Here is a 20,703-nt window from a genome sequence, read left to right on the forward strand (position 1 = left end):
GCCCTTGAGGGACCGGCCCGAACCGGAAGGACGATGGGACTGACGGGAAGCCCCCAACCCTCCCTGAGACCGCCCCAGGGGCTACCGCCCACCCCACACCCCCCGCGGAGCGACATGGCGGGGGCGTTGCGGGGCCGTGAAATCCGGCCAGGGGTTTTCGGCCGGGGGGTGGGGTGAACGTGCAGGTCAGCGGGGGTGTGGTGGGGCTCGGTAGGGGGGTGGGGCGGGGGTTGACCCCGTGCGGTGGCGCTGACAGGCTCCGAGCCATGACCGCGAACGCGTACCCCGCCCCGCGGCTCCGCACCTCCGGACCCTGTAGCGCGCCCGGCCGGTGTCCGGGCCGCTGTCCGGCCCTTCTCGGGGCCTGAGCCCCCGACCCGTCGGCCCCCGGCCGCCCCGCACCCCCGCCGCGTGATCGCCGCCGGGGCCCGGGGCGCAGCCCCGGCCGCTCCCGTACCACCGCTCCGCCGTGCCCCGGCGTACCGCCGGGTCCGGGTTACTGCTGCGCCCATTTCTTCCGCTGCGGAAATAACACCGAGGAGTCCTCATGGCTACCGCCACTGCCACCGATACCGCCACCGCCACCACCGTCACGAAGATCGGCGGCCGCATCGGCGCCGAGATCGGCGGCGTCCGCCTGGGCGGCGAGCTCGCCGCCGAGACCGTCGCCGAGGTCAGGGCCGCCCTGCTCGCCCACAAGGTCGTCTTCTTCCGCGACCAGGACCACCTGGACGAGGCCTCCCACGAGGCCTTCGCCCGGCTGCTCGGGACGCCCGTCGCGCACCCCACCGTGCCCTCCGCGGACGGGCGTTACGCCCTCGGCATCGACTCCCACCACGGCGCCCGCGCCAACCAGTGGCACACCGACGTGACCTTCGTCCCGGCCTACCCCGCCTTCTCGATCCTGCGGGCCGTCACCATCCCCCCGTACGGCGGCAACACGCTCTGGGCCAACACCGCCACCGCCTACTCCCACCTGCCCGAGCCGCTGCGGGCGCTCGCCGACGGGCTGCGGGCCGTGCACTCCAACGAGTACGACTACGCCGCGCTGAAGCCGGACGCCCTCCCCGAGGCCCTCGCCCAGTACCGGGAGGTGTTCACCTCCACCAAGTTCCTCACCGAGCACCCGCTGGTCCGCGTCCACCCCGAGACCGGCGAGCGGACCCTGCTCCTCGGCAACTTCGTGCAGCGGATCCAGGGGCTGACCGGGCGGGACTCGCGGGTCCTGGTCGACCTCTTCCAGGCGCACGTCGAGCGCCCCGAGAACACCGTGCGGTGGCAGTGGCGGGCCGGTGACGTCGCGATCTGGGACAACCGCGCCACCCAGCACTACGGCGTCGACGACTCCGACGAGCACGAGCGCACCCTGCGCCGGGTCACCGTCGACGGCGACGTCCCGGTCGGGCCCGATGGGGTGCCCTCCCGGCTGATCAGCCCGGAGGCCGTTCCCGAGCCGTCCTTCGGCATCGCGTCCGGAGCCTCTGCCTCCGCCTGACCTCCCCACGCCCGAGAACGGAGCACGCCGTGCCGTCCAAGCTGCTCGCCCTCACCGGCAGCCCCTCCGCCCACTCCCGCACCGAGGTCGTCACCGGCCACGTGCTGCGGCGCCTGGCCCATGCCGGGTTCGAGACCGCGCACCTGGCCGTGCGCACCCTCCCCGCCGCCGACCTGCTGTCCGCCCGGCGCGGTGAGCCGGAGATCCGCCGCGCCCTGGAGGCCGTCGCCGGAGCCGACGGCCTGGTCATCGCGACGCCGGTCTACAAGGCCTCGTACACCGGACTCCTCAAGGCCTTCCTCGACCTGCTCCCGCAGGACGGCCTGGCCGGGAAGAACGTCCTGCCGCTGGCCACCGGCGGCAGCCTCGCCCACGTCCTGACGATCGACTACGCCCTGCGCCCGGTGCTCGCCGCGCTCGGTGCCCGGCACGTCACCGCCGGGCGGTTCGTCCTGGACTCCTCCGTGGAGCGCGGGGCCGGCCCCGACCGGCTGCGCCCCGAGGCCGAGCTGGACCTCTTCCAGGCCGTCGACGAGTTCGCCGACGCCTTCCGCGCCTTCCCCGCCCTCACCACCGTCCCGTAACCCAAGGAACCGTCATGTCCGCAGCATCCACCACGGCCACCCGTTCCCGGCGCCAGTTCCTGACCTTGCTCGGCATCTCGGCGGCCGCGGTGAGCTGCGGCACGGCCACCGCCACCGGAGGCGGTTCCGGCCGCCCCGGCGGCCAGGTCACCACGCTCAAGTACCAGGGCAGCGTGGGTTACGTGACCCTCCCGGAGCTGGCCGCCGACCTCGGCTACCTCGGGAACCTCAAGCTGGAGTGGGTCGGCAACACCATCAGCGGCCCGCAGGACATCCAGTCCGCCGCCACCGGCCAGATCCACTTCGGCGGCGCCTTCAACGGCGCGATCGTCAAACTCGCCTCCGGCAAGGCCCCGATCACCTCCGTCATCTCCTACTACGGCGTCGACCAGGACGCGTACAGCGGCTACTACGTCCTGGAGGACAGCCCGATCCGCTCGGCCCGCGACCTGCTCGGCAAGAAGGTCGGCATGAACACCCTGGGTGCGCACTCCCAGGCCCTCCTGGACGTATACCTGAGCCGCAACGGGATATCGAAGGCGGATTCCGCCAAGGTCGAGGCGCTCGTCGTGCCGCCCGTCAACACCGAGCAGGTGCTGCGGCAGAAGCAGATCGAGGTCGGGGTGCTGGGCGGCGTACTGCGCGACAAGGCGCTCGCGGCCGGCGGGATCAGGCCGCTGTTCAGCGACTACGACCTGCTCGGCAGGTTCAGCGCCGGCTCGTACGTGATGACGAAGCAGTTCGTGAAGCAGAACCCGGACACCGTCCGCACTTTCGTCACCGGGGTCGGCAAGGCCATCGAATGGTCGCGCACCACCCCGCGCGAGGAGGTCATCGCCCGCCAGACCGAGATCGTGAAGAGGCGCGGCCGCAACGAGGACACCGCCACCCTCCAGTACTGGCGCTCCTACGGGGTCGCCGGGCAGTACGGGCGCATCGAGGACAAGGAGTTCCAGCTGTGGCTGGACTGGCTCGGCGAGCGGGGCGAGATCAAGGCCGGCCAGCTCAAGGCCGCCGACCTGTACACCAACGAGTTCAACGGCCAGGGGAAGGGCTGAACCGGCATGGCCAAGATCGTGTTCGAGTCCGTGACCAAGACGTTCCCCGTCAAGGGGGGTGGGAGGGGAGCCGAGTTCACCGCGCTCGACGGGATCGACCTGGAGATCGCGGCGGGGGAGTTCCTGGTCGTCGTCGGCCCCAGCGGCTGCGGCAAGTCCACCCTCCTGGACCTCCTCGGCGGCCTCACCCGGCCCACCTCCGGCCGCATCCTGCTCGACGGCGAGCCCGTCACCGGGCCGGGGCTGGACCGGGGCATCGTCTTCCAGCAGTACGCGCTCCTGCCCTGGCGCACCGCGCTCGGCAACGTCGAGTTCGGCCTGGAGGCCACCGGCGTCCCGCGCAGACAACGGGCGGCCAGGGCCCGGGAGTTCCTGGACCTGGTGGGGCTCGGCGGATTCGAGGACCGGCATCCGCACGAGCTGTCCGGCGGGATGCGCCAGCGGGTCGCGATCGCCCGCTCGCTGGCGTACGACCCGGACGTGCTGCTGATGGACGAGCCCTTCGCCGCGCTGGACGCGCAGACCCGCGAGTCCCTCCAGGACGAGCTGCGGCGCATCTGGCAGCGGACCGGCAAGACCGTCGTCTTCATCACGCACGGCATCGAGGAGGCCGTGTACCTCGGGCAGCGGGTGGCGGTCATCACCTCCCGGCCGGGCCGGGTCAAGGAGGTCGTCCCGGTCTCGCTCGGCGACCGGCTCACCGGGGCCACCGGCGAGGACCTGCGCTCCAGCCCGGAGTTCGCCCGCTACCGCCACGAGATCTGGAGCCTGCTCCACGACGAGGTGGCCCGCGCCCAGCAACTGGAGAAGGAAGAGGCCGCCGCATGAGCACCGACACACCCGTCACCGCCCCCGCCACCCGCGCCGGGGCCGGCACGCTCGTCCCCGCCGGACCGGCCCCCGCGGACCCGGACGCCGTACGGGACGGGGCGCGGCCGGCGGCTCCCGCCGCCCCCGCCACTGCCGCCGCCCCCGCCCCTGCCGCGCCCGCCGTCCGCCGGCCGGCCCGGGCAGTGCCCGTACTGCGCTGGCTGCGGGCCTCGCTGCTGCGGTCGGCGGCGATCCTCGCCCTGCTCGTGCTGTGGGAGGCCGCGCCCCGGCTCGGCCTGGTCGACGCCACCTTCCTGCCCCCGGTCAGCGAGGTGGCCCGGGCCTGGTGGGAGCTGCTCGGCAACGGGCAGCTCGGCGAGCACGCCCGGGCCAGTCTGACCCGGTCCTTCGGCGGCTTCGCCATCGCCGTCGTGGTGGCGGTCCCGCTCGGGCTCCTGATCGGCTGGTACCGGCCTGTCGCGGCCTTCCTCGGCCCGCTGCTGGAGCTGTTCCGCAACACGGCGGCCCTCGCGCTGCTCCCCGTCTTCGTCCTGCTCCTGGGCATCGGGGAGACCTCGAAGGTGTCGATCGTCGTCTACGCCTGCGTCTGGCCGATCCTGCTGAACACCATCAGCGCCGTCGGCAACGCGGACCCCACCCTGGTCCGGCTGGCCCGGTCGATGAACCTGTCGACGCCCAGGCTCTTCCAGAAGGTGATCCTGCCGGCCTCCGTCCCGGCCGTCTTCACGGGCATCCGGCTGGCCGGAGCGGTGTCGATCCTGGTCCTGGTGGCCGCCGAGATGATCGGCGCCAAGGCGGGGCTCGGCTACCTGATCAACGCCTCGCAGTTCAACTTCGCCATTCCGCAGATGTACGCGGGGATCGTCACGATCTCGGCCATCGGCGTGGCCTTCAACCAGGTCCTGGTGGCGGTCGAGCGCCGCCTCAGCCTCTGGCGCGTCCCCGCCTGACCGCCGGTCCCGCGCCCCGCGCCGCCCGCCCTCCCTCCCTCCCGCCCGACCCAGGGAACAGACATGCCCGCACCCCGCACCCTCCACCTCAACGCCTTCCTGATGAACGCAGGCCACCACGACGCCGCCTGGCGGCACCCGGCCAGCAGCCCCGAGCGCGTCACCGACGTGCGCTACTTCCAGGAGCTGGCCCGGACCGCCGAGCGCGGACGGCTGGACTCGATCTTCTTCGCGGACGGCGTGGCCCTGTGGGGCAAGGCCCGGTACAACGCCCTCGGCGGCTTCGAGCCGATCACCCTGCTCTCCGCCATCGCCGCCGTCACCGAGCACATCGGCCTGATCGCCACCGTCTCCACCACCTTCAACGAGCCCTACAACCTCGCCCGCAAGTTCGCCTCCCTCGACCACATCAGCGGCGGCCGGGCCGGCTGGAACATCGTCACCTCCGGCACCATCGACGAGGCCCGCAACTTCAACCGGGAGGAGCACCTGGAGCACGGGCTGCGCTACGACCGGGCCCGCGAGTTCCTCGACGTCGCCACCAAGCTCTGGGACAGCTGGGAGGACGACGCGATCGTCCTCGACAAGGAGCGCGGCATCTACGCCGACACCGACAAGCTCCACCCGGCCGCGCACAAGGGCGAGTACTTCGGCGTCGCGGGCCCGCTCAACGTGCCGCGCTCCCCGCAGGGGTACCCGCTGCTCGTGCAGGCCGGCTCGTCCGAGTCCGGCAAGGAGTTCGCGGCCCAGTACGCGGAGGCCGTCTTCACCGCGCAGCAGACCCTCGCCGACGGCCAGACGTTCTACAAGGACCTCAAGTCCCGCCTCGCCCGCCACGGCCGCACCGAGGACGAGCTGCTCGTCCTGCCCGGCATCGCCCCCGTCATCGGTGCCACCGAGGCCGAGGCGAAGGCCCTGGAGCGGGAGCTCACCGAGCTGCAGGTCCCGGAGTACGGGCTCGCGCAGCTGTCGGGGATGCTGGGCACCGACCTCACCGGCGCAGATCTCGACGGCCCGCTGCCCGAGCTCCCCGAGGAGCGGGAGATCAACGGCAACAAGAGCCGCTTCACGCTCGTCGCCGAGATCGCCCGCCGCGACGGGCTCACCCTGCGGGAGCTGATCGCGCGCCTCGGCGCGGGCCGCGGCCACCGCGTCTTCGCGGGCACCGCCGAGCAGATCGCGGACCAGCTGGAGGAGTGGTTCACCCAGGGTGCGGCCGACGGCTTCAACATCATGGCGCCCGTCCTGCCCACAGGCCTCACCGACTTCGTCGACCAGGTCGTGCCGGTCCTCCAGGACCGGGGGCTGTTCCGCACCGAGTACGAGGGACGCACCCTGCGCGAGAACTACGGCCTGCCGCGCCCCGTCAACCGCCACACCCGGTAGGGGAGGAGGGGGAGGGGAACGGCGCGGGCCCCGGAGCACGCGCTCCGGGGCCCGCCCGTGTTCCCGGCCCGGACGGTGCCCGGGGGCCGACCGCACGCGGCCCCCGGCTGCGCCCGGCCGGCGCTCAGACCGTCAGGACGATCTTGCCGCGGGTGCGGCCGGCGGCGCTGAGCTCCCAGGCCTTCGCGGCCTCGGCGAGCGGCAGCGCGTGCTCGACGTTGACCGTGAGCCTGCCCGAGTCGGCGAGTTCCGCCAGGAACGTCAGGTCGGCGGTGTCCGGGCGCACCCACAGCTGGTGCGCGCCCTTGGCGGCGGCCTCGTAATCGGCGATGGAGACCACCCGGCCGCGGTCCTTGACGAGCGTCTGGAGGATGTCCACGGCGCCCTCGCCGAAGAAGTCCAGCCCGGCGTCGATGCCTTCGGGGGCGAGCTCGCGGATCCGGTCCGCGAGGCCGTCCCCGTACAGGACGGGCTCGGCGCCGAGCGAGCGCAGGTAGTCGTGGTTGTGCGCGCCGGCCGTGCCGATGACGCGCAGTCCGAGCGCGACGGCGATCTGCACGCCGAGGGAGCCGGTGCCGCCCGCCGCGGAGTGGATGACGACGGTCTCGCCGGCCTTGACGTCCACGCGGGTGAGGGACTGGTACGCGGTGAGGCCGGCCAGCGGTATGCCCGCGGCCTGCTCGAAGGTCAGGGCGCGCGGCTTGCGGGCCAGCGTCCGCACGGGGGCCGAGACGAGCTCGGCGTAGGTGCCGAGTTCGACCCACTCCTTGCGGACGTACCCGTACACCTCGTCGCCGACGGCGAATTCGAAGGTGTCGGGGCCGACGGCCTCGACGACTCCGGCCACGTCCCAGCCGGGTATGACGGGGTAGCGGACTTCGAGGATCGGGTCGAGGTACCCGGCGGCGAGCTTCCAGTCCACCGGGTTGACCCCGGCGGCCTTGACCCGGATCAGGACCTCCCCCGGGGCGACCTTGGGCTCGGGAACCTCAACGAGCTCCAGCCGGGCGGGAGTTCCGTAGCTGTCGTAGGTGATTGCCTTCATGTACGCCACAACGGAGCAGGTCGCGGCGGGAATTCCGGGCCGGTGCCCGGACTCCAGGGTTCCTCAAGCGGGGAGGGAGTTGCGGTGCGAGCGCCGCCGGGCCGCGCTGAGCAGGGCCTGGATCTGGGTGCCCGCCTGGTCGACGTCGTCGAGGACGGAGGGGAAGGGCAGGCGCACGTCGCGGTGGCCGGTGCGCTCCTCCAGGCGCAGGGTGATCCCGTACCGGTCCATGGCCAGCGGCAGCGCGCGGACGACGGCGGCCGAGGGCAGCGGCCGTACCAGCCGAAGCAGCAGGGTCACCAGTTCGGGGTGGTCGTCGAGGAGGTGGGTGAGCATGCCGGCCTCGTAGGGGGCCAGCGGGTCGGGCCAGGCCTCGTCCAGCTCGTCCAGTCCGATGTACGAGGTTCCCCGCGCGGTCTCCAGGACCGCCTGGCCGTACTCCACGCAGGTGGTGGTCCCGGGGGCGGAGGCCTCGTCGGCCCAGGGGGTCAGCAGGTGGCCCAGGACGGTGACGCGGGCGCGCACCCGGTCGCGTACGGGTGTCGGGGCGATGTCGGTGAACTCCAGCCGGATGGCGGGCAGGCCGTCGTTCAGCAGTGCGGCGGGGTGCCCGGCCAGGGGTGCGGCGGGGTGCAGGTGCAGCCGGCCGAGCACGTCCCCGCCGTCCAGGTTGCGGACCTCGTGGCGCACGCCGTCGATGACGACCGTCATCGAGTGGGCGGCGGCCAGGACGGAGCGGACCAGCTCGGCCCCGGTGGGCCGGGCGGCGGGCGTGGCGGCGGGGGCACCGGGCAGGCGCATGCGGATCTCTCCCTCATCGGAGATTGACTTAGGTATGCCTAACCTAACCTATCTGTGAGTCGGGGAGTACCCCGCGCGCCAGCCGGCCGAGCGTCTCGGCGATCCGCGCCGGCGCGAAGCCCAGGGTGTGCCGCTGGAACTGGTAGACCTCCGGGGAGAGCGGGCTGAGCAGGGCGTCCACGCTGACGTCGGGATCGTCGGCACCCGCCTCCACGAGCAGGGCCCGGACGTGCGCGCGCCAGTGCCGGTACGTGCCGCCCGCGAACCGGGCCGGGCCCGGGCCGATGCCCAGCACCAGCGGCAGGTGCCGCTCCAGGTGCTCCAGGGCCGCCGCGTAGAAGGCGGCCAGCCGCTGCGCCGGCGGGGCGCCCGGACCCAGCGGCGGCGGGCCGAACGCCAGGCGCCCGCGCAGGGCCCGCTCGTGCTCGTCCAGCAGCGCGGCGGCCACGGAGGCCGGATCGGGGAACCGCCGGTAGAGCGTGGCCCGGCCGACGCCGGCCGCCTTGGCTATGTGGTCCATCGTCACACCGCGCGGATCCCGCTCGGTGAACAACTGCTCGGCGGCCGCGAGGATCTGCACCCGGTTGCGGATCGCGTCCTCGCGGCGCAGCGGCCGTGCGGCCGGCCCGCCCTTCCCCGCGGTACCGGACCGGGCGGGGCCGGAGCCCGCGGTGTCGCTCAACGTGCGGACCTCGTCGCCATTGGTCATGGCGGCGACCCTACGTCCTTCGTGTCGGTGTTGGGCTGAACGGGTGAAACACGAGAGGATGGGTGGATGCACATGAAGCGCACGGCCGAGGCGGCCCGGTGAGCAGGTACGACGTCACCGACGAGCAGTGGGAGGGACTCGCGCAGGTGGTGCCGCTGCGCAGTCGCAACGAATGGCCCTCCCGGGTGGACCACCGCACCATCCCCAAGGCCCCCGGAGCGGCCGCGGCGGAACAGCGGCGCTTCGTGGTGATCCGCGTTCAGATCTTCGCCGACGCGCGGGAGGTGGCGGAGTACCTGATCGCGCAGATCCCCGTACTGCTGGACCTCACCGGCGCGGACAGCGAAGTGGCCAAGCGGATCCTCGACTTCAGCAGCGGTGTGGTCTTCGGCCTCGGCAGCGGCATGCACCGGGTCGACCGCAACGTCTTCCTGCTGGCCCCGGTCGGGACCGAGGTGGAGGGGATCGCGGCCGCGGCCGTCCCCCGATCGTAGGAAGGTCGCGGCGGCGGAACGGTTCGGCGGGCACCCCGGCACCCGGGCGGACCGTACCGTCCGGCCATGGACGCCATCCTGGACGCGGCGGGGCCCGGCCGCCCCGCCGCCGCCCCGACCGGTACGCCGCCGTGCCCGGCAGCCGCGGCCGACAGCCCGTTACGCGGACACCCCCGGGGCGAGCCCGGCTCCGCCGCCGATGCCGGCCGCGCCGCCGATGCCGGCCGCGCGTCCGGTACGCCGCCGAGTGCCGACGGAGCCGCCCCCTCCGGCGGTGCCGCCCCCTCCGGCGGTGCCGCCCCCTCCGGCGGTGCGCCCGCCGACGCGGGACCGGCCCGGCCCGCCGTCACCGAGCTGCGGCTCTCCGCCTTCGGGCCGCACCGGGCGGCCGCCTTCCCCCTGGGCCCCGTGACCCTCTTCACCGGCCCCAGCGGCAGCGGCAAGACCCAGGCCCTGGACGCCTACCGGGCGCTGGCCGCCCTCGCCTCCGGCGCCACCCTGCGCGAGGCCTTCCCCGACCCCGGGTCCCGGGTGCCCGAAGGGGCCCTCCCCGACGGCGGCGGGCGGCGCGGATTCCGCCTCGGCTGCACGGTCGACGGCCCCTGCGGCCCCGTCCGCCTCGACCTCGCGGTCCAGGCCGAACCCGTGCTGCGCATCGCCGGCGAACGGCTCTCCCAGGACGGCCGGATCCTGCTCACCACCGCCCTGCGCGACCCGCGCCGGCGCACCGTCGAGGCCGCCTGGTTCACCGGCGGCACCGTGGGCGTGACCCGCGCGCCGATGCCCGACGACCGCCTCGGCACCGGACTGCTGCCGCTGCGCGTCGCCGGGTCCACGGCGGGCCAGCGCCGGGTGCTGGCCGCCGCCGAGCAGGTGGTGGTGGCCCTGCGCGCGGTGTTCGCCTGCGACCCGGACCCCGGCCGGATGCGGGCGCCCGTCCCGGCCGGCGAGGGCCGGCTGCGCACCGACTGCGGGAACCTGGCCGACGTGCTGCGCCGGACCCGCCACGAATGCGGCACCCGCCACGCGCTGCTGGCCGGGGCGGCGCGGACCGGCTGCGCCGGGCCGGTGGCGGGGCTGGACGTACGGGCGGCCGGGCGAGCGGCCGCGCACGGGGCCGGGCTGGTGGCCGCCGTGCTGGACCGCGGCCCCGGCCGCCCTCCCACCGGCCTGGACCGGCTCGGCGCGGGCGAACTGCGCTTCCTGGCGCTGGCCCTGGTCCTGCTCACCGGCCCCGGGGTGCTGGAGGTGGACCCGGCCGCCGAACTGCTCTCCGCCCGCCAGGCCCTCACCGTCCTCGCCGACGGCCTGGACCGGGGGCTGGACCGCCGGCAGTCCGCCGAACTGCTGCGGCTGGCCCTGCTGTCCGGCGGGCGCGGGCACATCAGGCTGGTGGCGGCGGTCGGCGAGGACACCGCGGGAACCGGACGCGGGGCCCCCGGCGTCTCAGTGGTAGACCTGTCCCCATGAACGACGCAGCACCCACGGGTGACGGGCCCCCGCCCCGGCGGGACGAACGCCTGTACCGACTCCAGCGACGGCTGGCCGATTTCGCGGCCGCCCGGGACTGGGCCCCGTACCACACGCCCAAGAACCTGGCCGTGGCCCTGAGCGTGGAGGCAGCCGAACTGGTCGAGATCTTCCAGTGGCTGACTCCGGAACAGTCGGCGGTGGTCATGGAGAAGCCCGAAAGCGCACACAGAGTGGCCGACGAGGTCGCCGACGTGATGGCGTACCTGCTGCAGTTCTGTGAGGTGGTCGGGGTTGATGTGCTGGATGCGCTGGCCGCGAAGATCGAGAGGAACGAGCACCGCTTCCCGGTAACCGGTACTTCGACACCAGATCGTCACTCTTCGGAGTGATGGCGTCGTCCACAACCATGTTTGTGTCCACAGATTTCCGAATACCCCTGGCTTTACTGGCTCGTTGCCTTCACTCTGGGTAGTGGAGAACGGCGGGATGTCGTGCGGACGGGGGACGGCATATGGATGCGGTACGGCTCATCGCGGCCGGCCGGCACGCGCTGGCGCGGAGCGGGGAGGCATGGGACATCGTGGGCGAGGCCTGGCAGGCCCAGGCGCTCGCACAGGGCATGGGGAGCTGGCTGGCGGTCACCGGGCCGCCGGAGCTGAGAGCGGAGGCGCGGGGACTGGGTGAAGCCGGCGGCAGAGGGTGCGGGGTCATCGACCGGGCGGCCCTGCGGGGCGAGGGAAGACCTCCCGAACAGCCGCCCAGGGCGGCGCAGCTCACCGGGACGGCCGACATACGGCAGGCACTGCTCGGGCTCCAGGAGCTGCTCGGCGAGGTCGGCATAGCCCTCGTCGGGGTGGCCTGCGCGACGGACGACGAGGGCCTGTACTGGCAGTGCATAGAGTCGATCGACGCGGCGGACGAGTCGAGCGACCGGGTGCGGGCACTCCTGCGCCGGATGGCTGCCGTGCGCGAGCGGGGCTCGGCGTCCGGCGTGAGCTGAGCCGGGAGCGGGCCCGGGCGGGCGGGTGCGCGGCTGGGGGTCCCGCCGCGCGCGACGGGACCCCCGTACGGTCAGAAGGACCGGTCGGAGTGGCGGTCGGAGCGGAGCTCGCCCTCGTACGCGCGGCCGCCGGAGGCCGTCGGCGCGGCCGGGAGGGTGGTGCGGTCCGCGGAGTGCTGGAGGTCGGCGTCGAGCTGGGAGAGGTCGGCGTTCAGCGCCGCCATCAGCTCCTCCATCTGCTGGAGCAGGCCCTTCGGTGCGCCGCCCTGGGCGGGAGCCGCGGACTCCTGGCGTGCGTGGTCGTGTGCTGCCTGTCCGGTCTGTCCGGGATGCTCTGGCGCGGACTCGTGGGACATGGCGGCCTCCTCGGCCCTGGCCCTTCCGGTGCGGAAGGGGGCGGTGGACGCATCGGCGGGAGGCCGCCGGCGCGCGGGCCGGGCGGTCCGGCTCCGTCCGAGCCAACGATCCCCATCGGCGCTGGTCACTGGCGGGGCGGGGCGGTGGCCCTTCCGGTTGACGAAGATTCACCATTCCTAGCGATGTCGGCCGGTGTTGGCCGGATCGCCGTAAACCGGGCTGGCCGGTTGTCTCCCCGAACGGTCTTGGGAAACGGAGAGCAGCGCGAGCTGGTCGCTTCGGTCCCGGCAGGTCTTGGTGCCCTGGTGGGGCGTGCCTGTGGTCCTTGGCGGGCTCGCGGTCCCGCACGCCCTCGGCCGGGGGACGGTCTGGCCGGTAGCTCTCCGCAACACGATCCTCTGGTCGTGTGCGGTCACACCTGGCCGACGCCGTGCCCCGTGTCCGAGGGCGCGCCTGCCGATCGCCGCTGCGGCCGCGTGGTGGCCGGTGACGGCAACGGTCTTCGACTGCTGCTGGAGAGGCTGCTTCCAGTGCTGTGCTCCCCAACGGGAGGTGTAGGCGGGGTCGACCGCGACGACGACGAGCCCCGCGTGGTGGGCCATGCCGCGCACGCGTTCCCGGAAGCGGGCGGTGGGGAGTCCGGCGACCGTGCGGCGAAAGGCCTTGCCGCGTCTGCCGCGGCCCATGGTTTCGCGGCCGGTGGCGCGGGCGTCGTCGAAGCCGAGGTTTTCGATCGCCAGACCGGCGCAGCCGTTCGCCTTGGCGAGGTGGATGAGTTCGCTGATCGCCTGCCGCAGTCGTCCGTCGCGCTGCGATGCGGGTCCGGTCAGGTCGGCGGGGAGCGTGAAGGGCCGGCCCACCGGGTTGCCGTGCGCGTCGATGACGCATGCGGCGAGGTGGCCGGCGTTGAGGTCCACGGCCAGCAGCCGCACACCGGTGGCGGCAAGCTCGGCCGGGGTGGGCAGGACCGTTTTCGGGGTGGACCAGGACGCGTCGAGATGCCAGCGGCCACGTTCGGGGTCGTGGGTGATGTCGTAGCGCACGGCCCGGTTGGCTGTGACCCGGTCCAGCCACTCGCCCCGGCGGTGGTTGAAGATGACGGTGCAGGCGAGGCGGTAGCGGCCGCGTGGCGCGTTCGCCAGGTGCCGCAAGGGCTCGGGAAGCACGATCGAGACCGTGCCGCAGGCCGGGTCCACACTGATCGTGTAGTTCCCGAACCGGGCCCCCGACTCCCCGTCGGCAGTCAGGAACAGGCGGGCCGCCTCCCACCGCTCCCGCCACCCGGATTCACTGAGACCGGCCTCCGTGAGGTGGTGCCGCACCTTGGCGAGCCGCCTGCCGCCTACGGCGACCGACGGATGCCCAACCTCGATACGGGCCTCCACGTCGGCCAGGCGCGCGGTGAGCACCTGCAACCGGCGCTGCTTCTGCGCACGTTCGGCAGGGCTCGGATAGCCCCGGACACCGCCCGCACGCTGCCCGCACGGCACCGCCAGACGCTGACGGATCCTGGCGATGGCCCGGCGCAGGGAGGCCCTCTCATCAAACAGACACCGCAGGGAGAGCTGGTACTGATCCTCACTGGCGCGGGTCATCGCCCCCGCCCAGCGCGATGACGACACCTTCGTCAGCGCCCGCTTACGCTCCGCCCGCCGATTCCCCTTCACCGCCACCCGACCAATCCGCAGCCGCTCAGCCAGATCGGCACGGGCGCACCCGCCCAGATGCCCGCCAACAAACCGCAAGACCAGGGCATCCTCCGCGGACACGCGCAGACGATCCCTGATCCGCGCACCCGCAGGAGCAGACACGGTGAACGGCGCGACCAGCTCGCGCAGCGCACGCTTCGGCTCCCGCTTCCTCCCACCGCGGGCCATAGGCCCCTCTCCCCATCCCCTGCAGCAGCACGGACGTTCCCTGCTCAGACTGGCGTCTCAACGAAGCCACCCGTCCCTGCAACGACTCCCGTTCACCCGTACGAGGTAGCCGACGGCCGGCCACGGCCAACAACCGAATCAACCGCCGACCACCCGGCAGGGGTCGGAAGGGCAGGATGGCGAGCATGGATCTTCGCATTTTCACCGAACCGCAGCAGGGTGCGAGTTACGAGACCCTCCTGACCGTCGCCAAGGCCACCGAGGAGCTGGGCTTCGACGCGTTCTTCCGGTCGGACCACTACCTGCGGATGGGCTCCGTCGACGGCCTGCCGGGTCCCACGGACGCCTGGATCACCCTCGCGGGCCTGGCCCGGGAGACGAAGCGGATCCGGCTGGGCACGCTGATGACGGCCGGTACCTTCCGGCTGCCCGGCGTCCTCGCGATCCAGGTGGCGCAGGTCGACCAGATGTCCGGCGGCCGGGTGGAACTCGGCCTGGGCGCGGGCTGGTTCGAGGAGGAGCACAAGGCGTACGGGATCCCCTTCCCCGCGGAGCGGATGGCCCGGCTGGAGGAACAGCTGGCCATCGTCACCGGGATGTGGGCCACCGAGCCCGGCGCCGTCTTCGACCACCGGGGGGTCCACTACCAGGTGGAGAACTCCCCGGCGCTCCCCAAGCCCGCCCAGGCCAAGGTGCCCATCCTCGTCGGCGGCCACGGCGCGCGGCGCACCCCGCGGCTCGCCGCCCGCTACGCGGACGAGTTCAACATGCCGTTCGCCTCGGTGGAGGACAGCCGGCGGCAGTTCGCCAGGGTCCGGGAGGCCGCCGCCGCGGCCGGCCGCAAGGCGGACGAACTCGTCTACTCCAACGCCCTGGTGGTGTGCGTCGGCAAGGACGACGCCGAGGTCGCGCGCCGGGCCGCCGCCATCGGCCGCGAGGTCGACGAGCTGAAGGCCAACGGCCTGGCGGGCTCCCCGGACGAGGTCGTCGAGAAACTCGGCACCTACTCCGCCATCGGCTCCTCGCGCGTCTACCTCCAGCTCCTCGACCTCGGCGACCTGGACCACCTGGAGCTGATCTCCGCCCGCGTCCTGCCCCAGCTCGGCCGGTAGGGCCGCCGCCGTGCCCCGTGCGACCGGCCCGCTCGCCGAAGCCCTGGCCCGCAGGGCCGTGCTCCTGGACGGCGGCCTCAGCAACCAGCTCGCCGACCAGGGCTGCGACCTGTCCGGGGGGATGTGGACGGGCCGGGTGCTCGCCGAGCGCCCGGGCCAGGTGGAGGCCGCCCACACGGCGTACGTGCGGGCCGGCGCCGAGGTGCTGATCACCGCGAGCTACCAGGTCGGCGACGAGCCGGACCTGCTGGAGCGGAGCGTGCGGGTGGCCGGCGCGGCCGCCGGGGCCGCCGCCCGGGAGGTCTGGGTGGCCGCCTCGGTGGGCCCGTACGGGGCGCTCCTGGCGGACGGCTCCGAGTACCGCGGCCGGTACGGGCTCACCGTGGCGGAGCTGGCCGGCTTCCACCGGCCCCGGATCGGGGCGCTGCTGGCGGCCGGCCCCGACGTCCTGGCGCTGGAGACCGTTCCGGACGTCCAGGAGGCGCAGGCCCTGCTGCGGGTGCTCGCCGGTACGGGCGCCCGCGCCTGGCTCACGTACACGGTCGCGGGCGGCCGCACCCGGGCCGGCCAGCCCCTCACGGAGGCGTTCGCCCTGGTGGCCGCCGCCCCCGAGGTGATCGCGGTCGGCGTCAACTGCTGCGATCCGGCGGACGTGCTGCCCGCCCTGGAGGCCGCCGCCTCCGTCACCGCCAAGCCGCTGGTGGCCTACCCGAACGACGGCTCCGTCTGGGACGCCGCCACCGGGAGCTGGAACGCCCCCGCCACCTCCGCCCCCTGGCCCGTCGAGGCCTGGCGTGCGGCGGGTGCCCGGCTCGTCGGGGGCTGCTGCCGCATCGGCCCGGACCGCATCGCCGAGCTGGGGCCGCGTCTGGCGTGATCCGGGGCGAAGGCAAGGGGCCGCGACCGACTATCACTCGATCGGGTGAAGGCTCTTTCTGGTGGGCTCCTGCTGGGATAGGCAGGACGGATGAAGCGCACCAGCAGGACGGGCGCCGCCGCCAGGCGCCGCATCACCCGCTCCAGGGCGTGCGGGGAGAAGAAGCAGTTCGCCAACGAGGCCGCGGCGGAACACGCCGCGAGCGAGATGCACCGGATCCAGCCGTGGCAGCACGAGCGGATCGCCTACCTGTGCCCGTACAGCGGCACCGAGCCGCACTGGCACATCGGCCGCCCGCTGAACATCCCCAAGCAGCGCTGACCCGACCCATTGGAGGTCCTCGCGGGGCGGCGGCCGGATCACCCGCAGGAGCGGGCCGGCCGCCGCACCTGCGCCCCGTCCGGCGGGCGGCCACCGGAAATCCGTTCGCACCGACGGCGGGGGCCGGGTCATGCTGGAGCGCATGTTCCTGACGATCAGCACCACCGGCACGACGGAGAATCCGGCCACTGACCTGGGATTCCTGCTGCACAAGCATCCCGGCAGGACGCAGGCCTTCTCCACCTCGCACGGCACCGCTCACGTGTTCTACCCCGAGGCCACGGCCGAACGGTGCACGGCGGCGCTGCTGCTGGAGGTGGACCCCGTCGCGCTCGTCCGGCGCGGCCAGGGCAAGGGGCGGGGCGGGGCGCCCGACGCCGCCCTCGCCCAGTACGTCAACGACCGCCCGTACGCGGCCTCCTCGCTGCTCGCCGTCGCGCTCAGCGGGGTCTTCCGCACCGCTCTCAAGGGCCAGTGCACCCTGCGCCCCGAACTGCCGGGCCGGCCGCTCGCGCTGCGGATCGAGATCCCGGTGCTGCCCGCCCGCGGCGGCCCGGAGCTGGTGCGCCGCCTGTTCGGCCCGCTGGGCTGGGACCGGGTGGAGAGCACGCCGATCGCGCTGGACGAGCGGTTCCCGGAATGGGGCGACAGCCGTTACGTGCGGCTCGTGCTGGAGGGCCGGGCCAGGCTGGAGGACGCGCTGCGCCAGCTGTACGTCCTGCTGCCGGTGCTCGACGACGCCAAGCACTACTGGATCGCCCCCGACGAGGTCGACAAGCTGCTGCGCGCCGGTGACGGCTGGCTGGCCGGGCACCCCGAGCACGCGCTGATCACCGCCCGCTACCTGGCCCGCCGCAAGGAGCTCACCCGCGACGCCATGGAGCGCCTGGAACTGGCCCGGCTGGCCGAGGCCGACGGGAGCGAGGCCGAGGAACTCGACAACGCCGTGGACGCGGCCCCGGACGGTGCCGAGGCGGCGCCGGAAGCCGCCGGCACCCCGGAGCGGGCCGTCCCGCTCGCCGTGCGCAGGCGTGACGCGATCCTCGGCGCACTGCGCGAGGCCGGCGCCCAGCGGGTGCTCGACCTCGGCTGCGGCGAGGGACACCTGGTGCGGGCCCTGCTCAAGGACCCGGCGTACACCGAGGTCCTCGGCGTCGACGTGTCCGTGCGGGCGCTGACCGTCGCCGCCCGCCGGCTGCGGCTGGAGCGGATGGGGGAGCGGCAGAGCTCCCGCGTCCGGCTGCTCCAGGGCTCGCTGGCCTACACCGACAAGCGGCTGGCCGGTTACGACGCGGCCGTGCTCAGCGAGGTCATCGAGCACCTCGACCTGCCCCGGCTGCCCGCGCTGGAGTACGCCGTCTTCGCCGCGGCCCGCCCCCGCACCGTCCTCGTGACCACCCCGAACGTCGAGTACAACGTCCGCTGGGAGTCCCTGCCCGCCGGACACGCCCGCCACCGCGACCACCGCTTCGAGTGGACCCGCGAGGAGTTCCGCGCCTGGGCCGCCCGCGTCGCCGGCCGGCACGGCTACACCGTCGCCCACGTACCCGTCGGCGACGAGGACCCCGAGGTCGGAGCCCCGACCCAGATGGCCGTCTTCACCATCGCCACCGAGACCCCGAAGGAGGGCGAGGCAGCATGACCACCCCCACCACCGACCGCACGGCAGACCGCGCGGCCCACCGCGTGCTCCCCGTCACCGACCTGTCCCTCGTCGTCCTCGTCGGCGCCACCGGATCGGGCAAGTCCACCTTCGCCCGCAAGCACTTCAAGCCCACCGAGATCCTCTCCTCCGACTACTGCCGGGGCCTGGTCGCCGACGACGAGAACGACCAGAGCGCCAGCAAGGACGCCTTCGAGGTCCTCCACTACATCGCCGGCAAGCGGCTCGCCGCCGGACGCCTCACCGTCGTGGACGCCACCAGCGTCCAGCAGGAGTCCCGCCGCGCGCTCGTCCGGCTGGCCCGCGAGCACGACGTCCTGCCCATCGCGATCGTCCTCGACATGCCCGAGTCGGTCTGCGCCGAGCGCAACGCCGCCCGCCCCGACCGGGCCGGACTGCCCCGCCGGGTCATCCAGCGGCACCGCTCCGAGCTGCGCCGCTCCCTGCGCGGCCTGGAACGCGAGGGCTTCCGCAAGGTGCACGTCCTGCGCACGGTGGAGGAGGCCGAATCCGCCGAAGTGGTGCTGGAGAAGCGCTTCAACGACCTCACCCACCTCACCGGCCCCTTCGACATCGTCGGCGACATCCACGGCTGCTCCTCCGAGCTGGAGACCCTGCTCGCCAAGCTCGGCTACGAGGACGGCGTCCACCCCGCCGGTCGCACCGCCGTCTTCGTCGGCGACCTCGTCGACCGCGGCCCCGACAGCCCCGGCGTGCTGCGCCGGGTGATGGGCATGGTCAAGTCCGGCAACGCCCTGTGCGTGCCCGGGAACCACGAGAACAAGCTCGGCCGTTACCTCAAGGGATCGAAGGTCCAGCAGACCCACGGCCTCGCCGAGACCGTCGAGCAGCTCTCCCGTGAGAGCGAGGAGTTCGTCAAGGAGGTCAGGGAGTTCATCGCCGGCCTGGTCAGCCACTACGTCCTCGATGGCGGCAAGCTCGTCGTCTGCCACGCCGGGCTGCCCGAGAAGTACCACGGCCGCACCTCCGGCCGGGTGCGCTCGCACGCCCTGTACGGCGAGACCACCGGCGAGACCGACGAGTTCGGCCTGCCCGTGCGCTACCCGTGGGCCGAGGACTACCGCGGCAAGGCGGTCGTGGTCTACGGCCACACCCCGGTCCCGGACACCACCTGGATCAACAACACCATCTGCCTCGACACCGGCGCCGTCTTCGGCGGCCGGATGACCGCCCTGCGCTGGCCCGAGCGCGAACTGGTCGACGTGCCGGCCGAGAAGGTCTGGTACGAGCCGGTCAAGCCGCTCGCCGCCGAGGTGCCGGGCGGCCACGAGGGGCGCCCGCTCGACCTGGCCGACGTCCACGGACGCCGCGTCGTGGAGACCCGCCACCTGGGCAACGTCGGCGTCCGCGAGGAGAACGCGGCCGCCGCCCTGGAGGTCATGAGCCGCTTCGCGGTGGACCCCCGGCTGGTGCCCTACCTGCCGCCGACCATGGCGCCGACGGCCGCCTCGCAGGAGGAGGGCCACCTGGAGCACCCCGCCGAGGCCTTCGCCCAGTACCGGGCCGACGGCATCGGCCAGGTGGTGTGCGAGGAGAAGCACATGGGCTCCCGCGCCACCGTCCTGCTGTGCCGGGACGCGGACACGGCCCGCGCGCGGTTCGGCGTCGAGGACGGCCCCACCGGCTCCCTCTACACCCGCACCGGCCGGCCGTTCTTCCCGGACCCGGAGCTCACCGAGGAGTTCCTCGCCCGGCTGCGCACGGCGGTCGACCGCGCGGGCCTGTGGGAGGAACTCGGCACCGACTGGCTGCTGTTCGACGGGGAACTGCTGCCCTGGTCCCTGAAGTCCACGGGCCTGCTCCGCAACCAGTACGCGGCCGTGGGCGCCGCCTCCCGCGCCGTCCTGCCGGACGCCGTCGCCGCACTGGAGGCGGCCGCGGCCCGGGGCGTGGACACCGGCGCGCTGCTGGAGCGCCAGCGCGGCCGGGCCGCCGACGCCGCCGCGTTCACCGAGGCGTACCGGCGTTACTGCTGGAGCACCGACGGGCTGGACGGCGTACGTTTCGCGCCGTTCCAGCTGCTCGCCGCGGCCGGCCGGTCGCTGGCGGCCGTACCGCACGACGAGCAGCTCGCCTGGCTGGACCGGCTCGCGGACGCCGACGGGGGCACGGACGCGCCGCTGCTGCGCCGCACCCGCCGGGTGTACGTGGACACCGGCGACGAGGAGTCCGTCCGCGCGGGCACCGAGTGGTGGCTGGAGCTGACCGCCGCCGGCGGCGAGGGCATGGTCGTCAAGCCGCTCCAGGCGTACGCCCGGGACGGCGGTGGCCGGCTGGTCCAGCCCGGGGTGAAGGTCCGGGGGCGCGAGTACCTGCGGATCATCTACGGGCCGGAGTACGCGCGTCCGGAGCAGCTGGAGCGGCTGCGCCACAGGTTCCTGGGACACAAGCGCTCGCTCGCGCTGCGCGAGTACGCGCTCGGCCTGGAGGCGCTGGACCGGCTGGCGGCGGGGGAGCCGCTGTGGCGGGTCCACGAGCCGGTGTTCGCCGTGCTGGCCCTGGAGTCGGAGCCGGTCGACCCGCGCCTGTGACCCCGCTCGCGGGTCAGGGCGGGGCGTAAAGCGGGAGCCCCCGTACGGCCTCGAATTAGGTCGTATGGGGGAACTTTCCCGCGGAAGCCCCGGGAAAGCGGCGGCGGGATCGTTCATC

20 protein-coding genes are annotated in these 20,703 nt (G+C 73.8%); 15 read left to right on the forward strand and 5 right to left on the reverse strand.

The window, feature by feature from the left end; all coding sequences use genetic code 11:
- The first annotated feature begins 547 nt into the window (after positions 1–547).
- The 6 genes from AC07A6_RS19195 (at position 548) to AC07A6_RS19220 (ending at position 6,304) form a co-directional block, all read left to right on the forward strand.
- Complete coding sequence (locus AC07A6_RS19195; protein WP_478777816.1) at positions 548–1,495, forward strand: TauD/TfdA dioxygenase family protein; 948 nt, start codon at positions 548–550, stop codon at positions 1,493–1,495.
- Between the two features lie 29 nt (positions 1,496–1,524).
- Positions 1,525–2,079, forward strand: coding sequence for an NADPH-dependent FMN reductase (gene ssuE, locus AC07A6_RS19200; protein ID WP_478777817.1), 555 nt, complete (start codon positions 1,525–1,527; stop codon positions 2,077–2,079).
- Positions 2,080–2,093: 14 nt separating this feature from the next.
- A complete protein-coding gene (locus AC07A6_RS19205) occupies positions 2,094–3,137 on the forward strand; it encodes an ABC transporter substrate-binding protein (protein ID WP_362461075.1) in 1,044 nt (347 codons plus the stop codon).
- Positions 3,138–3,143: 6 nt separating this feature from the next.
- Positions 3,144–3,965 carry an ABC transporter ATP-binding protein gene (locus AC07A6_RS19210; RefSeq protein WP_362461078.1) on the forward strand — a complete coding sequence of 274 codons (822 nt, stop codon included), beginning with the start codon at positions 3,144–3,146 and terminating at the stop codon, positions 3,963–3,965.
- A complete protein-coding gene (locus AC07A6_RS19215) occupies positions 3,962–4,918 on the forward strand; it encodes an ABC transporter permease (RefSeq protein WP_478777818.1) in 957 nt (318 codons plus the stop codon). The genes AC07A6_RS19210 and AC07A6_RS19215 overlap by 4 nt, the downstream gene beginning before the upstream one ends.
- 63 nt (positions 4,919–4,981) lie before the next feature.
- Complete coding sequence (locus AC07A6_RS19220) at positions 4,982–6,304, forward strand: LLM class flavin-dependent oxidoreductase (protein ID WP_478777819.1); 1,323 nt, start codon at positions 4,982–4,984, stop codon at positions 6,302–6,304.
- 124 nt (positions 6,305–6,428) lie between these two features.
- On the opposite strand, the gene AC07A6_RS19225 is transcribed toward AC07A6_RS19220, so the two are convergent.
- The 3 genes from AC07A6_RS19225 to AC07A6_RS19235 all read right to left on the reverse strand — a co-directional run bounded on the left by AC07A6_RS19225 (position 6,429) and on the right by AC07A6_RS19235 (position 8,859).
- Positions 6,429–7,349 carry an NADP-dependent oxidoreductase gene (locus tag AC07A6_RS19225; protein ID WP_478777820.1) on the reverse strand — a complete coding sequence of 307 codons (921 nt, stop codon included), beginning with the start codon at positions 7,347–7,349 and terminating at the stop codon, positions 6,429–6,431.
- A 63-nt stretch (positions 7,350–7,412) separates the two neighbouring features.
- The gene (locus AC07A6_RS19230; protein WP_478777821.1) at positions 7,413–8,150 is read right to left on the reverse strand and encodes a DUF2470 domain-containing protein; all 738 of its coding nucleotides are present in this window, start codon (positions 8,148–8,150) and stop codon (positions 7,413–7,415) included.
- Between the two features lie 43 nt (positions 8,151–8,193).
- A complete protein-coding gene (locus AC07A6_RS19235) occupies positions 8,194–8,859 on the reverse strand; it encodes a TetR/AcrR family transcriptional regulator (RefSeq protein WP_478777822.1) in 666 nt (221 codons plus the stop codon).
- A gap of 98 nt (positions 8,860–8,957) precedes the next feature.
- On the opposite strand from AC07A6_RS19235, the gene AC07A6_RS19240 reads away from it, so the two are divergent.
- The 4 genes from AC07A6_RS19240 to AC07A6_RS19255 all read left to right on the forward strand — a co-directional run bounded on the left by AC07A6_RS19240 (position 8,958) and on the right by AC07A6_RS19255 (position 11,826).
- Positions 8,958–9,353, forward strand: coding sequence for a cell division protein SepF (locus AC07A6_RS19240; RefSeq protein WP_125606022.1), 396 nt, complete (start codon positions 8,958–8,960; stop codon positions 9,351–9,353).
- A gap of 66 nt (positions 9,354–9,419) precedes the next feature.
- A complete protein-coding gene (locus tag AC07A6_RS19245; protein ID WP_478777823.1) occupies positions 9,420–10,823 on the forward strand; it encodes an AAA family ATPase in 1,404 nt (467 codons plus the stop codon).
- Positions 10,820–11,215 carry a nucleotide pyrophosphohydrolase gene (locus tag AC07A6_RS19250; protein ID WP_478777824.1) on the forward strand — a complete coding sequence of 132 codons (396 nt, stop codon included), beginning with the start codon at positions 10,820–10,822 and terminating at the stop codon, positions 11,213–11,215. The genes AC07A6_RS19245 and AC07A6_RS19250 overlap by 4 nt, the downstream gene beginning before the upstream one ends.
- Positions 11,216–11,337: 122 nt before the next feature.
- Complete coding sequence (locus tag AC07A6_RS19255) at positions 11,338–11,826, forward strand: DUF6099 family protein (RefSeq protein WP_125814888.1); 489 nt, start codon at positions 11,338–11,340, stop codon at positions 11,824–11,826.
- Positions 11,827–11,897: 71 nt separating this feature from the next.
- Here the strand turns inward: AC07A6_RS19255 and AC07A6_RS19260 are convergent, their stop codons facing one another.
- Entirely contained in the window at positions 11,898–12,182 is a 285-nt protein-coding gene (locus AC07A6_RS19260) for a hypothetical protein (RefSeq protein WP_478777825.1), read from the reverse strand.
- Between the two features lie 177 nt (positions 12,183–12,359).
- A complete protein-coding gene (locus AC07A6_RS19265) occupies positions 12,360–13,952 on the reverse strand; it encodes a hypothetical protein (protein ID WP_478777826.1) in 1,593 nt (530 codons plus the stop codon).
- Positions 13,953–14,245: 293 nt separating this feature from the next.
- On the opposite strand from AC07A6_RS19265, the gene AC07A6_RS19270 reads away from it, so the two are divergent.
- From AC07A6_RS19270 to AC07A6_RS19290, 5 genes are all read left to right on the forward strand, one after another.
- A complete protein-coding gene (locus AC07A6_RS19270) occupies positions 14,246–15,172 on the forward strand; it encodes an LLM class F420-dependent oxidoreductase (protein ID WP_478777827.1) in 927 nt (308 codons plus the stop codon).
- Between the two features lie 10 nt (positions 15,173–15,182).
- The gene (mmuM, locus tag AC07A6_RS19275; RefSeq protein WP_478777828.1) at positions 15,183–16,049 is read left to right on the forward strand and encodes a homocysteine S-methyltransferase; all 867 of its coding nucleotides are present in this window, start codon (positions 15,183–15,185) and stop codon (positions 16,047–16,049) included.
- A 90-nt stretch (positions 16,050–16,139) separates the two neighbouring features.
- Entirely contained in the window at positions 16,140–16,370 is a 231-nt protein-coding gene (locus AC07A6_RS19280) for a hypothetical protein (RefSeq protein WP_125822865.1), read from the forward strand.
- 142 nt (positions 16,371–16,512) lie between these two features.
- Positions 16,513–18,012, forward strand: coding sequence for a 3' terminal RNA ribose 2'-O-methyltransferase Hen1 (locus tag AC07A6_RS19285; protein ID WP_478777877.1), 1,500 nt, complete (start codon positions 16,513–16,515; stop codon positions 18,010–18,012).
- Complete coding sequence (locus AC07A6_RS19290; protein WP_478777829.1) at positions 18,009–20,585, forward strand: polynucleotide kinase-phosphatase; 2,577 nt, start codon at positions 18,009–18,011, stop codon at positions 20,583–20,585. Before AC07A6_RS19285 ends, AC07A6_RS19290 begins: the two co-directional genes overlap by 4 nt.
- Positions 20,586–20,703: the final 118 nt, after the last annotated feature.

The sequence above is a fragment of the Streptomyces sp. NPDC044002 genome, from assembly GCF_056434525.1.

What these genes read in the sequence shown, in the direction of transcription:
- AC07A6_RS19215 (WP_478777818.1), top strand. Translation starts at nt 3,962, where the DNA reads ATGAGCACCGACACACCCGTCACCGCCCCCGCCACCCGCGCCGGGGCC.
- AC07A6_RS19285 (WP_478777877.1), top strand. Translation starts at nt 16,513, where the DNA reads ATGTTCCTGACGATCAGCACCACCGGCACGACGGAGAATCCGGCCACT.
- AC07A6_RS19205 (WP_362461075.1), top strand. Translation starts at nt 2,094, where the DNA reads ATGTCCGCAGCATCCACCACGGCCACCCGTTCCCGGCGCCAGTTCCTG.
- AC07A6_RS19260 (WP_478777825.1), bottom strand. Translation starts at nt 12,182, where the DNA reads ATGTCCCACGAGTCCGCGCCAGAGCATCCCGGACAGACCGGACAGGCA.
- AC07A6_RS19195 (WP_478777816.1), top strand. Translation starts at nt 548, where the DNA reads ATGGCTACCGCCACTGCCACCGATACCGCCACCGCCACCACCGTCACG.
- AC07A6_RS19220 (WP_478777819.1), top strand. Translation starts at nt 4,982, where the DNA reads ATGCCCGCACCCCGCACCCTCCACCTCAACGCCTTCCTGATGAACGCA.
- AC07A6_RS19250 (WP_478777824.1), top strand. Translation starts at nt 10,820, where the DNA reads ATGAACGACGCAGCACCCACGGGTGACGGGCCCCCGCCCCGGCGGGAC.
- AC07A6_RS19210 (WP_362461078.1), top strand. Translation starts at nt 3,144, where the DNA reads ATGGCCAAGATCGTGTTCGAGTCCGTGACCAAGACGTTCCCCGTCAAG.
- AC07A6_RS19245 (WP_478777823.1), top strand. Translation starts at nt 9,420, where the DNA reads ATGGACGCCATCCTGGACGCGGCGGGGCCCGGCCGCCCCGCCGCCGCC.
- AC07A6_RS19230 (WP_478777821.1), bottom strand. Translation starts at nt 8,150, where the DNA reads ATGCGCCTGCCCGGTGCCCCCGCCGCCACGCCCGCCGCCCGGCCCACC.
- AC07A6_RS19280 (WP_125822865.1), top strand. Translation starts at nt 16,140, where the DNA reads ATGAAGCGCACCAGCAGGACGGGCGCCGCCGCCAGGCGCCGCATCACC.
- AC07A6_RS19255 (WP_125814888.1), top strand. Translation starts at nt 11,338, where the DNA reads ATGGATGCGGTACGGCTCATCGCGGCCGGCCGGCACGCGCTGGCGCGG.
- AC07A6_RS19290 (WP_478777829.1), top strand. Translation starts at nt 18,009, where the DNA reads ATGACCACCCCCACCACCGACCGCACGGCAGACCGCGCGGCCCACCGC.
- AC07A6_RS19235 (WP_478777822.1), bottom strand. Translation starts at nt 8,859, where the DNA reads ATGACCAATGGCGACGAGGTCCGCACGTTGAGCGACACCGCGGGCTCC.
- AC07A6_RS19225 (WP_478777820.1), bottom strand. Translation starts at nt 7,349, where the DNA reads ATGAAGGCAATCACCTACGACAGCTACGGAACTCCCGCCCGGCTGGAG.
- AC07A6_RS19270 (WP_478777827.1), top strand. Translation starts at nt 14,246, where the DNA reads ATGGATCTTCGCATTTTCACCGAACCGCAGCAGGGTGCGAGTTACGAG.